Origin of the sequence: Pseudomonas frederiksbergensis, from assembly GCF_003732275.1 — a bacterium.
Lineage (GTDB): Bacteria > Pseudomonadota > Gammaproteobacteria > Pseudomonadales > Pseudomonadaceae > Aquipseudomonas > Aquipseudomonas frederiksbergensis_H.
Window position 1 is genome coordinate 225,691 of sequence record NZ_MOBM01000002.1, and the last position, 13,814, is coordinate 239,504.

The following is a 13,814-nucleotide window of genomic DNA, read 5'->3' on the forward strand; positions in this document are numbered from 1 at the left end:
TAGCGGCTTCCATGAACTGGCGAACAAGGTTTCCAGACGATAGTCTTCACGCTTCGCTGCAAACCCTGCGGACGGTTTTGACAAGCCGAAATAGCGTAAGGATCCCTAACCCCATGGAACGCCCTTATGAAAAAAATCACCCTGCATTTAGTTGAAAATCCGGCAACTTCAGAGCCTGAAACCCTCGACCTTCCCCAAGCCACCGAACGCACCGTCAGCGCCCGTCGGCGCAACCCGAACAGGAACATCTTCAGCGTCCGCCCCGACGTCGACACGACCACCCTGCTCGCTCATGCCAGCGAAACTCTGGCTTCGCTCAACGTCATGACTTTGGACTTTGCCAACCAACTCGAAGGCTCGCAGCGCAATGTGGCGCTGGCTCTTCAGCAGTTGACAATGTTGACCGAGCTTTTGATCAACCGAGCGCGGGATAACCTCGACCCGAACGGGTCGGTGGCCGTGGGCAAGTCTCCCGTTTTTCACTGAGTGATTGCGCTCGTTGATCGAATGGAGGTTTTGTCATGGATCGATGCATGCGACGGTTACAGATGCAGATTTCTGCGTAGAAAAGCAAAATGGGCGACCTCATTGAGGTCGCCCATTTTTGCTGATGCCGCAAACCATTGGCTGGTTGGGTTTTGAGTGTGACTGCACGCTGACCCTACAGAAGGTTTCACTTTGTGTAACTTACTGTTGAGTACGCTTAACTATGATTTTTCGTCGAACCCGTGAAAATGGATTGCTACCCAAAAGTCAGTACAAATGGCGCCGCCGCTTTTTGGATGGCACTGACCACATGAGGTGCCTGCTCTCGATGCTGGGGATAGCGCGCCAACACCACCTCCAACGCAGCCAGCAGTGCCTGGATACGCTCCTTCGGATGGATGACTTCACATGTCTGCGCAAACTCCAGCAATCCTTGTCGCGAGGCAAACATTGACTTGTTGCCCGCCAGATCCAGAGCCAATACATCCTCCGGGATATAAGCGGTGGTATTGACGATGTCATAAGCTGGCGCCAGGTGCGCATCACGTTGCGTAGGCTCCGAGTAAAGTAAGCCAAAATTCTTCAGATGAGCGTCGCCATTTCCGACGATGCAGCTCAGCGCCACACTATCGAAGAGTTGATCAAGGGAGGATCGCAGATGCTGCGCGGGGCAGAACAGGCGAATCGCCTTGGCGATTGCTGCATAGCTTTTGCTGTACTTCTGATCGGCTGAAAGCCCCATCAACGCCGCCATGTCCTCGAAGCCAAGTGGATTGAGTTGGTCGTCTCGATCAAAACGACGCATCACAAACAACTTGGCATTGTCGGAGAGAAAAAACTCCGGGACGGGTATGCTCGCCTCCTTGGCGATGGACATGCAAAGGAACTCGTTGATCGCCAGACCTGGAAACTCGTCTCGGCCACTTTTGATAATCAAATCGGAAGTTTTCGAGGTGATTCGTGGTCGCGACTCCTGCTGCTCCGGCACCAGAACTTTCGGTTGAACACCTGAAATACCTGCACGCAGGATGTAGCGATCAAGCAGGTCTGCAAAGATATCTTCCGTGCCGTCCCACGTCAGAATCTCTTCAAGTTTTTCTCCCGCAAATGTCTGCTCCCCCAACAGGGCATCGACCGCCTCCGAGTGCACATGAACCCTGCCGATGGGTGAACTGCTACCGGACAGAGCGAGTAATAGCATGGGGTCAACGTTTACGGTTTTAGCCAGGCGATTACGTAGCTGCTCCAGCACGTAGCCTTCCGGCAAGTTCATCTGAAAGATAGGGTGCAGGTCTCGTCGACGAAACTCGTCGGGGCGAACGGGCATCGTCAAGCTGATTGCCATGTTGGGCAATGCATCTTCATCGTAACGGTAAATGAAATCCTCCGCGCTGGTGAGGATTCGGCCGCTTCTCCCTTCGGGGGTACTGACTTTGAGCGAGGTCATTTTCATTTAGAACAGCTCACCAAGTTCTTCCAGGGTCGGCATGGCTGCCGGAATGACAGCAAATTCGCAATCCAGAGCACCTAACACCCGCGCATAAGCACTCATACTCACAGAAAGAGTGCCCTTCTCTACTGCGATGACTTTCTGCCGAGTCAGGCCGGCGAGTTCGGCAAGATTTGCTTGCGTCAGGCCGCGATTCATACGCTTTTCGCGTATTTGCTTACCTAAGCGGTAGATCAACAAAGAATAATCCATGTTCCATTACCGTGACATTGATATTTAAATGTATCGTATACATAACATTAATGCGACTCCAGGGTATTTCGCTCATTCAGAGGCCGATTGGCGGCGGATTCATTTACCTTAAACAGCTGAGGTACCGGACACGCCGGAGGGCAGCCATCCAAATGAATTTTTCTTCACCCCACCATCTCTCTCCAACCTGTACATTCCTCTCGCTCATTCAAGAAACTACGGTTTGCCCGCCTCCCGCGGGCTTTTTTTTGCCTGCGGTTTGGTTGGAATGGTGTAAAGCGTTGCCGCCTGCCCCGACGTCGCCCATGACCTCTCACAGGCCGTTCACCATTGGTTAAGCATTCCCCCCGTATGCTCAATCTTCCCGGTCCCCTGCTCAGTAGCCAGAAGATCATGTCGCGTCCTGCCTCTTCGTTGTTTCTGCTTGCCGTGCTGTTGTTTTTCTTCGCGTTGGGCAATCACCAGTTACAAGGTTCCACGGAGGCCCGGGTTGCCGGGATTGCCATGCAGATGCACCTGGATAACGACTGGGTGACGCCTCGTTTGTTCGGCGAACCGTTTCTTGAAAAGCCGCCCTTGAGTTTGTGGCTCGATACTGGGGCGATTCGCGCATTTGGCGGTACGCCATGGGCGGTGCGGCTGGCGTCGGCGTTTGCCGGGCTGTTCAGTGTGATGCTGCTGTACGCGATGCTGCGACGGTTCGGTCGGCCCGAGGCAGTTGCCTGGACGGCGGGGATATTGCTGGCGACCATGGCCAGTTACTGGAGCAACGTGCGCGGCGTCGGTGAAGACGCGTTGCTGGCCCTTGGTGTGACCATGGCGCTGTTGGCGTTCTTTCAGGGGCAACGGCGTTCGTCCGTTGGCAACGCGTTACTGTTTGCTTCAGGGATCGCCATCGCAACGTTGAGCAAAGGCGTGCTCGGGCTGGCAATGCCAGGTGTGGTGATTTTTGCGTATTTGTTGACCGAAACCTTGATGGACAAGCGCCTGAAACTCTCGGACTGGCTGCGCCCCGGCCTATCGACGCTGCTGGGGCTGGTGCCGCTGATGATCTGGCTCGCGGTGCTGTATCAGCGCGGTGGGGCAAATGCCGTGGAGGAAGTGTTGCTGACCAACAGCGTCGGGCGCTTCAGCGGTTCCTTCGTCGAGGCCGGACATTACGAACCGTTCTACTACTACCTGGCCAAGCTGCCGGAAGCCTTCCTGCCCTGGAATATTCTGGTGTACCTGGGACTATGGCATTTTCGCAAAAGCCTGATGGCCAATCGTTATATGTTGTTCTTCACGGTATGGCTGCTGGCGCAGTTCGTCATGCTGACCCTGGCGTCGAGCAAGCGCACGGTGTACTTGATGTCCATGACGCCTGCGGCGGCGGTGATGGCTGCTGAATATGCGAGCGTGCTGTTCGAACGATTCAAAGCCCACATCGAAGCCCCGACCTGGCTGGGGCTCATTGCCCGACACCGTCATGGTGTTGCCGTAGGCGTACTTGCCGTAGTGATCGGCGGTTACCTCGCTGCGGCTCAATGGGCATTGCCTAAGGCTGATCGCAAACTGTCCTTCCTGCCACTGACGGAACAGATTCAGACGTTGCAGGCCCGCGGGCAACAGGTCGCGTTGTTTCAGGCGAACGAACGGGTGGGCGGCGCCAGCGTGTTTTACACCCGACGCGTACTTGAGGGCCTGAATACCGAGGCGCAACTGCATGAGTTTCTGAGTGCATCACCTTCCAACGTGGCGCTCATGGCCGGGGCACATGAACCCGCCGCCCCCTTGAAGGTGCTCAAGACCATGAAGGTGGGACGTCAGGCGTACTACTTTGTAAACCTGTAACCGGCTCAACGGCTGGTAGCGCGGCCTTTTGCAGCACTGGCAGCTCCAGCCGCGCCCGCCCATAGAACGCCAATGCCGTCAGCAAACACGCCAGCCACACGAAGATTCCGGCCCATAATGTGTGGGACATGTAGTGCCAACCCTGTAGAACCCGCGTCGTGCCATAGACGAAACCGAGCAGCAGCGAGCCATACATCAGCGCTTTGGAATTCCGCCAGCGATAGCGGCGTGCCACGAAGTACAGCGCGAGCATGGTGAAGCCGCCCGACGCATGTCCACCCGGCCAGCAGCGACCGTCGCCGGCGACTTTCAGCAGATCGAAATTCTGGTACCACTCCTTGTGTTCGATTTTCCCGGCGTACTGAGTCGTCTCGACCGGGCAATACACACTGGTGTGGCCTTTGAGGTAGTGGATAACGCCAGTGCTGATGGAAAACGCGAACACCACATAGAGGAAGTCTCGACGGTGTTTACTGGCAAACCGAAGCACCGGTGCGACTTTGATTTTTTCCAGGAACGCGATGATCTTCGAATGTTTTTCAGCCTTCAGTCGCGGCCAGAGAAACGACAGCAAAGCGCCAATCATCGCGACCTCACCAGTCCAGTTCGGGATGATCCGCGCCCATTTATGAGTGATTTTTTCGAACAGATGGACATGCTGTAACGGAAACAGCCGTGTGGCCGGATCATAGAAAAGATCGCTGAAGGCGATGTCTATCTTGGTCATGTCAAACAACAGGAACACCACGACCGCGCAGGCCAGCGGAATACCGAAGTTCACCCAGTAAAAGCGGTAACGGGAAGCAGTCAGCATCGTACGTCCTGATCCAGAGGGATGATGGTGAGGCTCATTCAGTGGTCACCGAATGCCAGTCGGAGGCTTCGATGAAACCGAGCATGCGCGGCGGCTGAGACTTTTTGGCGGAGATAAACAGAGAAGCGCCATAACCCAAGGTCTCGGTCGATAACTTGAGATCTTTTTCGAGTTGCGCCATGCATTCGCTGTGGGTCACCAGAATCAGGTTGCGTCCGGCCACCTTGTGCGCCAAGGCATCGCGCAGCATGTTGTCTCTGCAGTGGACCAACCAGTCTTCGCCGACGCCGACCTTGTTGAACATGTAACCGGCGGTTTGCGCCGTACGCATCACCGGGCTGTTATAGATGTCGGCCCGATCCAGCCCCAGATGTTCGAACTGCGCGCCGACACTCACCGCCACGCTACGGGAGCGATCGGTGATGCCGTCGTTGCCGATCAGGCAGGCAGCCGTGGAGTGATCACAACGCTCGACGTGGCGCACCAGCACGATCATGTCGCCCTTGGCCCAACCGGTCGCCAACGCGCGGCCCCCCGCCACGTTGCCATGGGCCAGGTCAGGGACGGCGGCGGGTCGCAACAGCCAAACCGTCAGCGGAATAACCAACAAGGCAGATACCAGCACGACCGCGGCGTTTCGATAACGGGCCAAATGGCTCAGATCAATCGAGCGTTTTATCCCGAACAGACTCAGTCTCAATTCCACATCAAGCCGCCTCGCCGGCATGCACCCATTGTCATTCGATGCCGCGAGGGTAAAGAGGCGCGCGTCGGCAGCCGGTGAAACTCATGTGAAAAAAAGCTTAAGACCCGCAAAAAAAATCTTGTTACAGAATCCGTCCAACAAAATCCTTTCAGCTCTCGGCATTACTGCCGATATAGACCTGCTAACCCTTGCTGGCTCTTAAAACAACAATCTTCCAGCCAACCGACGATCAAGAAACACAACGTTCCTGGAGGAATATTGATGAATAGCTGGTTCGGTAATATCAGCGTGAACCTGAAACTGGGCCTGGGATTCGGCCTGGTCCTGGCACTGACCTGCGTCCTCGCCCTGACCGGCTGGACAAGCCTGGGCGGGTTGATTGACCGCAGCAACTGGATGAGCGATATCACTCAGCTAAACGCTGGCCTGACCAAGCTGCGCGTGGTTCGCCTGCAATACATGCTGACCAACGGCGATGAAACTGCCGCACAGAATGTGCAGACCACCCTCGATGGTTTCGTCGCTCAGCAACAAGCGTTGCTGTCGAGCTTCAAGAGTCCGGAAAACGTCAAGCTGCTCAAAGAGCAGAGCGCGACCATCAGCGCTTACCAGATCTCCCTGAACAAAATGCGCAGCGCCTACCGCACCGGTAACAGCGCCCGCGACGCCATGGGCGCCAATGCTGAAACCGCCAGCAAGTTGATCGATTCGATCAGCACCCGCGTGCAGCAAATGCCCCTGAGCGACCAACGCTTCGAACAGTTCCAGGCCGTCACCGCGGCCAAGGAAGCGTTCATCCTGGCTCGCTACGAAGTGCGTGGCTACACCGCCAGCACCAATGCCGAGACCGAGCAAAAAGCCGTCGGCCAACTGGACACGGCCATCGACAGCCTGAAACAGCTCAATGTGTATTTCGCCGAGCCCCAGCAAGACGCTCTGCGTCAGCTGGAAACCGCGCTGAGCAACTACCGCAGCGCCTTGCAAGCGTATAAAGCCGCCAACACCGATGCGGTGCAGGCGCGCAAGGAAATGACCGAACAAGGCGCCACCATCGTGACGCTGAGCGATCAGCTGTATCAGATCCAACTTGACCGTCGTGACGTCGAAAGCGCCCAGGCCCGCACGCTGCAACTGATCAGCACGTTGCTGGCGTTGTTGGTGGGCATCATCGCCGCCGTGATCATCACCCGTCAGATCACCGGCCCGCTGCGCGATACCCTGGCCGTGGTCGAGCGCATCGCCAGCGGCGATTTGTCCCAGGACGTCAAAGTGACCCGCCGCGACGAACTCGGCGTGTTGCAGCAAGGCATCGCGCGCATGGGCGTGACCCTGCGCGATTTGATCAGCGGTATCCGTGATGGCGTCACCCAGATCGCCAGCGCCGCCGAAGAACTGTCGGCGGTGACCGAGCAAACCAGCGCCGGGGTCAATAGCCAGAAGATCGAGACCGATCAGGTGGCCACCGCCATGCACGAGATGACTGCCACGGTGCAGGAAGTCGCGCGCAACGCTGAAGAAGCGTCCCAGGCTGCAGCCGCCGCTGACGGCGAAGCACGCGAAGGCGATAAAGTGGTCAACGAAGCCATCGCCCAGATCGAGCGCCTGGCCAGCGAAGTGGCGCGCTCCACTGAGGCAATGAACGTGTTGCAGAAGGAAAGCGACAAGATCGGCAGCGTCATGGATGTGATCAAGGCCGTGGCCGAACAGACCAACTTGTTGGCCCTCAACGCCGCCATCGAAGCGGCCCGTGCCGGTGAAGCCGGTCGTGGTTTTGCCGTGGTGGCCGACGAAGTTCGTGGCCTGGCCCAGCGCACGCAGAAATCCACCGAGGAAATCGAAGGCCTGGTGGCCGGTCTGCAGAACGGTACCCAACAAGTGTCGGCCGTGATGAACAACAGCCGCGCCCTGACCGACAGTAGCGTGGCGCTGACCCGCAAGGCCGGCGTGTCACTGGAAAACATCACCCGCACCGTGTCGAACATCCAGTCGATGAACCAGCAGATCGCTGCCGCCGCCGAGCAACAAAGCGCCGTGGCCGAAGAGATCAGCCGCAGCATCATCAACGTACGCGACGTGTCCGAACAGACCGCCGCCGCCAGCGACGAAACTGCTGCGTCCAGTGTTGAACTGGCGCGGTTGGGTAATCAGTTGCAGATGATGGTGAGTCACTTCCGGGTTTGACGTTCAGTCAGCGGTGAATGACAGATCCATTCGCGGGCAAGCCTCGCTCCTACAGGTTACTCACTCATTAAACCTGTAGGAGCGAGGCTTGCCCGCGAAGGCGATCTAACGCTCAGACACTAATCGCATTGGTAAACACCAACCGATTCCCGAACGGATCACTGATGGTCATATCCTGGCTGCCCCACGGCATCGCCTGAATCTGTGGGCGGGCGAAAGAGTATTCCTTGGCCAGCAATTGCTGCTGGAACGCCTCCAGTTCATCGGTCTCAATCCGCAACGCCGAGCCCGGTGTGCTGTCGCCGTGGTGTTCGGACAGGTGCAGCACGCATTCGCCCCGGGAGATCTGCAGGTACAGCGGGAAGTTTGTTTCGAAGCGATGCTGCCAGTCGATCTTGAACCCCAGGAAGTCGACGTAGAACTCCAATGCCTTGGTTTCATCGAAAATCCGCAGGATCGGGGTGGTTTTGCCGAAGCTCATGGAGTTGCTCCCAGACTGAAAAGGCCCAGAGTGTAGCTGGGCTGGATGTCAGCGCTTCGGCTTGGTTGCGGGATTCTTTAATGTCGCAGTGCCATCACTGGGCGTAAATCAAAAGATCGCAGCCTTCGGCAGCTCCTACAGGAGCTGCGATTTTTTCGGCATCACCGATCACCGAAACCCCTCACGCAAATCCCCTTCCCGCGCCAGAAACCGTCCTTCCCTTCTCCCGTTCGCCTGACCTTCGCTGTAACTCAAAGCACCATTGACCCACACCCCATCAATCCCTTCTGCCGCCCGTTGCGGATCGTTGAAGTCCGCCACATCACGAATCGTCACTGGATTGAACAACACCAGATCCGCCCAATACCCTTCGCGAATCTCGCCACGTTCCTTCAAGCCAAACCGCGCCGCCGACAGCCCAGTCATTTTGTGTACGGCGGTGTGCAACGGAAACAGCCCGACGTCGCGACTGAAATGTCCGAGTACTCGTGGGAACGCGCCCCACAACCGTGGATGAGGAAACGGGTCTTCCGGCAAACCGTCGGAGCCGACCATCGACAGCGGGTGCGCGAGGATTCTTCGTACGTCGGCTTCGTCCATGCCGTAATACACCGCCCCCGCTGGTTGCAGTCGGCGGGCGGCCTCGAGTAATGGCACGTCCCACTCGGCGGCGATGTCGATCAAATCCCGGCCACCCATTTGCGGATGCGGCGTGGACCAGGTGATGGTGATGCGATGGGCGTCGGTGACTTGTTTGAGGTCCAGGGTCGAAGAGCTCGCCGCATAGGGATAACAATCGCAGCCCACCGGATGGGTTTTCGCGGCGTGTTCGAGGGACGCCAGCAGTTGCGGACTACGTCCCCAGTTACCGGCGCCGGCACATTTGAGATGGGAAATAATCACTGGCGTTTTCGCGTGGCGACCGATCTGGAATGCTTCGTCCATGGCCTCCAGCACCGGTTCGAATTCACTGCGCAAATGGGTGGTATAGACCGCGCCGAATGCAGTCAGCTCTTCGGTCAATTGCATTACTTCGTCGGTGGAGGCGCAGAAGGCGTTGGCATACGCCAGGCCTGTGGATAAACCCAAGGCACCGGCCTCAAGGCTTTCGCGCAGTTGCTCGCGCATCGCATTGATTTCTTCGGCGGTAGCGGTGCGAAACAGGTCGTCCAAGTGATTGCTGCGCAATGCGGTGTGCCCCACCAATGCGGCCACGTTCAGCGTGGTATTCGCCGCTTCCACAGCCGCGCGATAGTCGCTGAAGCGCGGATAAACGAACGCCGCTGCGGTGCCGAGGAGGTTCATCGGGTCCGGCGGCTCGCCACGCAAACTCACTGGCGATGCGCTGATCCCGCAGTTGCCGACGATCACCGTGGTCACGCCTTGGCTGAGCTTGGGCAGCATCTGCGGCTGACGGATCACCACCGTGTCATCGTGGGTGTGCACGTCGATGAAACCTGGGGCCAACACCCTCCCGGCCGCATCGATTTCTTCGGTGCCGCGAGCGTCGTGCAAGTCGCCGATACGCTCGATGCGACCATTCAGAATCGCCACGTCAGCGGGGTAACCGGGGGTGTTGCTGCCATCGATAATCAGCGCGTTGCGGATCAGCGTGTCGTACATCATGTCAGTCTCCCAGCGGCAAGTGATCGTCGCCGCCGCGGTAGTCGTCCAGGGCCAGCTTGATCCGCCGCAGACGTTCTTGATTGTCTTCAGGACTGGCCAGCGCCAGCTCGGTAGCGAGCACGTCGATGGCCAGCAGCATGCCGTAGCGCGCCGCCGTGGGTTTGTAGATGAAGGACGTCTCGGCGCTTTGCAGCGGCAACAGCACATCGGCCAATTGCGCCAGCGGCGAGTCAGCCCGGGTGACGGCAAGAATTCGCGCGCCGTAGCTGCGAGCAAGCTCCACTGCTTCGAGCAGCTCGGGGGTGATGCCGGTCAACGAGCAGGCGATGATGGTGTGTTCGGCACCAAGGCTGGCGGCGGTGACGCGCATCATCACCGGGTCGTGACACACCGCAATCGGGTAGCCGAGGCGCACCAGCCGCACTTGCAGTTCATCGCTGCACAAGGTCGAGCAGCCGCCCATGCCGAAGGCGTGAATCATCCGCGCCTTGCCCAGCAGTTTCACCGCATCGGCGAAGCGCGACTCATCGAACGCCGACAGGTGCTGACGCAAGGTCGACTCGATATCGCCGACGATCTGCCCATAGAACGCCGACTGCTCGGGCGTCCCCGCCGGGTCGAGAAAGCGACTGCCGACACCGCTGGCCTGGGCCAGTTGCAGGCGCAAATCCCGCAGGTCGCGGCAGCCGACCGTGCGCGCAAAACGCGAGAGCGTGGCGGTGCTGACTTCCGCCCGCTGCGCCAGTTCGTCGAGGCTGGCGGAGGCGGCAAATCCTACGTCGTCGAGCATCAGCCGAGCGATGCGTCCTTCGCCGGCGCTGAAGGAATCCTGACGGGCGCGGATCTGATAGAGGATATCCATGGCGGATGACTCCGACTAAAGCAGGTAAGAAAGACCTACGGTCAAACCAAAAGCGACCACCGAGATGATGGTCTCGAGCACCGTCCAGGTCTTGAAGGTCTGGGTGACGGTCATGTTGAAGTATTCCTTGATCAACCAGAAGCCGCCGTCGTTGACGTGGGAAAAGATAACCGACCCCGCCCCCGTCGCCAGCACCAACAACTCCGGGTGGGGATAACCCAGACCAACGGCCACCGGCGCAACAATCCCTGAAGCGGTGGTCATGGCTACCGTGGCGGAACCGGTGGCGATGCGCATCAACGCGGCGAACAGCCAGCCCATCAACAGCGGCGACAGCTGGAATTCATCAGCCAGGCTGACGATCTGATCAGTGACGCCAGCGTCCACCAGAATCCGGTTCAAACCACCGCCGGCGCCTACCAGCAAGGTGATGCTGGCGGTCGGCGCCAGGCATTCATTGGTGAACTTGAGGATCGATTCGCGGTTGAAGCCCTGAGCCAGGCCGAGGGTCCAGAAACTCAGCAACGTCGCCAACAGCAAGGCGATCACCGAGTTGCCGATGAACAATAAAAACTGGTTGAAACCACTGCCTGGGGTGGAAATCAGATTGGCCCAACCACCGATCAACATCAGTACTACCGGCAACAGAATGGTCGCCATGGTGATGCCGAAACCCGGCAGGCTATCGCGCGGTTCACGCTCGAGAAACTGGCGCTCCAAAGGGTTATCCGCCGGCAGCTGAATGCGCGGCACGATGAACTTGGCATAGAGCGGACCGGCGATGATTGCAGTCGGGATGCCGATCAGAATCGCATAGAGCAATGTCTGCCCCACCGACGCCTGATAGACCTGCACCGCCAGCATCGCTGCCGGGTGCGGCGGTACCAGCGCATGGACCACCGAGAGGCCCGCGACCATCGGCAAGCCGACCATCAGAATCGACACGCCGACTCGCCGCGCCACGGTGAACGCGATGGGCACCAGCAAGACGAAACCGACCTCGAAGAACAGCGGCAGCCCTACAAGAAAGGCGATACAGACCATCGCCCAATGCGCGTTTTTCTCACCGAAGCGGTCGATCAACGTGCGTGCCACCTGCTCGGCGCCGCCAGACTCAGCCATCATCTTGCCGAGCATCGTGCCCAGCGCCACCACCAGCGCAATGTGCCCCAGCGTCTTGCCAACCCCGGCCTCATACGCGCCCACCACACCCGACGGCGGCATCCCGGCCAGCAGCGCCAGGCCGATGGATACCAGCGTGATGACGATGAAGGGATTAAGCCGGTAACGGGCGATCAGAACGATCAGCGCAATGATGGCGATGGTGGCGTAAACCAGCAGCCAATAGCCGAAGGAAAGCGTCATGCGGTACTCCTCGAAAGGGTCACGTCGAATGGTTTGTGAAACTCATAAATCATTTCGACGAGCTACTTTCAAACGAAGTGAAAGTAATTTTCGTGGAGGGATAAGGGATGTCGTGCAGAGGTATGGAAGGTCGTGAGTTATGAAAATCCGATAGTGGAACTTTCATCCGCCTACGATAGTTCCCACGCTCTGCGTGGGAACTATCACTCATCGATTTCAGTCGTGATGCTCGCTGGCGCGTTTGAGCAGTTTCTTGCAGCGTTCGGACAAATGCAGCACGCGTAGCTGCTTGCCAGCCTTGGCGTAGCGCTCGCGCAATGTTTTCAGCGCGGCGATGGCGGAGTAGTCGACGAAGCTCAGGTGGCGACAATCAAGGGTCACCTGAGCCGGGTCATTGGCAGGATCGAATTGGTTGAGGAATGGCGTGGTAGAGGCGAAAAACAGGGTGCCGTGCAGGCGGTAGAGTTTGCTGCCGTCGCTTTCCTGATGAATGTCGGCATACAGCTCGCGGGCCTGTTGCCAGGCGAAGTTGAGCGCCGCAATGATGATCCCGCACAACACCGCGATGGCCAGATCGGTGAACACCGTAATCACCGTCACCGCGATGATCACCAGGACATCGTTCAGCGGCACCTTGTTCAGCACCCGCAGCGAAGCCCAGGCGAAGGTCTGCTGCGACACCACGAACATCACCCCGACCAGTGCGGCCAGCGGGATACGCTCGATCAGCGGCGAAAGGAACAGCACGAACAGCAGAATCATTATCCCGGCCACTGCACCGGACAGCCGACCGCGACCGCCAGAGCTGAGGTTGATCATGGTTTGCCCGATCATGGCACAGCCCCCCATGCCACCGAACACGCCAGAAACTATGTTGGCGGCTCCGAGCGCCACGCACTCGCGATCCGGGTAGCCGCGGCTCTCGGTGATCTCGTCGGTGAGGTTCAGGGTCAACAGGGTTTCCAGCAGGCCGACCAACGCCATCAATATCGCGTAAGGCACGATGATGTGCAGGGTTTCCAGGCTCCAGGGGATGTCTGGCAGCGCGAAGCTCGGCAAACCGCCGGCAATGTTCGCCATGTCGCCCAGGGTGCGGGTCGGCAGGCCGAGCAGGTAAACCGCCAGCCCAACGCCCAGAATCGCCACCAATGCCGGCGGTACGGCACGTGTCAGGCGCGGCATCAGGTAGACGATGACCATCGTCAGCGCCACCAGCCCGATCATCATGTACAGCGGCGAACCACTCAACCAGGCCTCACCGCTTTTGAAATGCTCCAACTGGGCCAGGGCAATGATGATCGCCAAGCCGTTGACGAAGCCGAGCATCACCGGGTACGGCACCATGCGCACCAGTTTGCCCAGCCTCAACAGACCGAACGCCAGCATGATCAATCCGCCCAGCAGCACAGTCGCCAGCAAGTACTGCACGCCGTGCTGCACCACCAGCGCGACGATCACCACGGCCATCGATCCGGCGGCACCAGACACCATCCCCGGCCGCCCGCCAAACAGCGCCGTCAGGGTGCAGATGATGAAAGCGCCGTAAAGCCCCATCAATGGATTGAGGTGGGCCACCAGCGCGAAGGCGATGCATTCGGGCAGCAGGGCGAAAGAGGTCGTGAGTCCGGCCAGGACATCGGCGCGCAGACGTTTGGGTTTCATGGTTTACCTAAAAATACAGGCGGGAGAAGAGAGGGCGGATGTTACGGAATTGAGGGCGGGTCGGCCAGTGAATGAGCCGGTCAGAAACGCAATCGC

At 58.6% G+C, this 13,814-nt stretch carries 12 protein-coding genes and 1 pseudogene; 4 read left to right on the forward strand and 9 right to left on the reverse strand.

Annotation, left to right across the window (positions count from 1 at the left end):
* Positions 1-126 precede the first annotated feature (126 nt).
* Positions 127-486 (forward strand): DUF6124 family protein, encoded by a 360-nt coding sequence (locus BK662_RS01355; protein WP_123356047.1) that lies wholly within the window; start codon positions 127-129, stop codon positions 484-486.
* Between the two features lie 256 nt (positions 487-742).
* Here BK662_RS01355 and BK662_RS01360 read toward each other — a convergent pair whose 3' ends face one another.
* Together BK662_RS01360 and BK662_RS01365 are read right to left on the reverse strand one after the other, a co-directional pair.
* Positions 743-1,939 carry a type II toxin-antitoxin system HipA family toxin gene (locus BK662_RS01360; protein ID WP_123356049.1) on the reverse strand — a complete coding sequence of 399 codons (1,197 nt, stop codon included), beginning with the start codon at positions 1,937-1,939 and terminating at the stop codon, positions 743-745.
* Entirely contained in the window at positions 1,940-2,188 is a 249-nt protein-coding gene (locus tag BK662_RS01365; RefSeq protein ID WP_123356051.1) for a helix-turn-helix transcriptional regulator, read from the reverse strand.
* Positions 2,189-2,581: 393 nt separating this feature from the next.
* Between BK662_RS01365 and BK662_RS01370 the strand changes: the two genes are divergently transcribed.
* Entirely contained in the window at positions 2,582-4,021 is a 1,440-nt protein-coding gene (locus BK662_RS01370; protein WP_123356114.1) for an ArnT family glycosyltransferase, read from the forward strand.
* Here BK662_RS01370 and BK662_RS01375 read toward each other — a convergent pair.
* A complete protein-coding gene (locus BK662_RS01375) occupies positions 3,972-4,835 on the reverse strand; it encodes a phosphatase PAP2 family protein (protein WP_123356053.1) in 864 nt (287 codons plus the stop codon). The genes BK662_RS01370 and BK662_RS01375 overlap by 50 nt on opposite strands.
* A gap of 34 nt (positions 4,836-4,869) precedes the next feature.
* Positions 4,870-5,541, reverse strand: a complete 672-nt coding sequence (pmrG, locus tag BK662_RS01380) for a lipopolysaccharide core heptose(II)-phosphate phosphatase PmrG (RefSeq protein ID WP_123356116.1) — start codon at positions 5,539-5,541, stop codon at positions 4,870-4,872.
* A gap of 396 nt (positions 5,542-5,937) precedes the next feature.
* Here pmrG and BK662_RS35750 point away from each other — a divergent pair.
* A pseudogene (locus BK662_RS35750) lies at positions 5,938-6,816 on the forward strand (methyl-accepting chemotaxis protein); the annotation flags it as partial.
* Between the two features lie 201 nt (positions 6,817-7,017).
* Positions 7,018-7,722, forward strand: a complete 705-nt coding sequence (locus BK662_RS35755) for a methyl-accepting chemotaxis protein (protein WP_375538978.1) — start codon at positions 7,018-7,020, stop codon at positions 7,720-7,722.
* Positions 7,723-7,834: 112 nt separating this feature from the next.
* On the opposite strand, the gene BK662_RS01390 is transcribed toward BK662_RS35755, so the two are convergent.
* The 5 genes from BK662_RS01390 to BK662_RS01410 form a co-directional block, all read right to left on the reverse strand.
* Positions 7,835-8,203, reverse strand: a complete 369-nt coding sequence (locus BK662_RS01390; RefSeq protein WP_123356057.1) for a glyoxalase superfamily protein — start codon at positions 8,201-8,203, stop codon at positions 7,835-7,837.
* Between the two features lie 168 nt (positions 8,204-8,371).
* The gene (locus tag BK662_RS01395) at positions 8,372-9,829 is read right to left on the reverse strand and encodes an N-acyl-D-amino-acid deacylase family protein (protein ID WP_123356059.1); all 1,458 of its coding nucleotides are present in this window, start codon (positions 9,827-9,829) and stop codon (positions 8,372-8,374) included.
* Between the two features lies 1 nt (position 9,830).
* The gene (locus BK662_RS01400) at positions 9,831-10,691 is read right to left on the reverse strand and encodes a MurR/RpiR family transcriptional regulator (protein WP_123356061.1); all 861 of its coding nucleotides are present in this window, start codon (positions 10,689-10,691) and stop codon (positions 9,831-9,833) included.
* A gap of 15 nt (positions 10,692-10,706) precedes the next feature.
* Positions 10,707-12,056 (reverse strand): GntT/GntP/DsdX family permease, encoded by a 1,350-nt coding sequence (locus BK662_RS01405; RefSeq protein ID WP_123356063.1) that lies wholly within the window; start codon positions 12,054-12,056, stop codon positions 10,707-10,709.
* A gap of 216 nt (positions 12,057-12,272) precedes the next feature.
* Positions 12,273-13,718 carry a SulP family inorganic anion transporter gene (locus BK662_RS01410; RefSeq protein ID WP_123356065.1) on the reverse strand — a complete coding sequence of 482 codons (1,446 nt, stop codon included), beginning with the start codon at positions 13,716-13,718 and terminating at the stop codon, positions 12,273-12,275.
* Positions 13,719-13,814 lie beyond the last annotated feature (96 nt).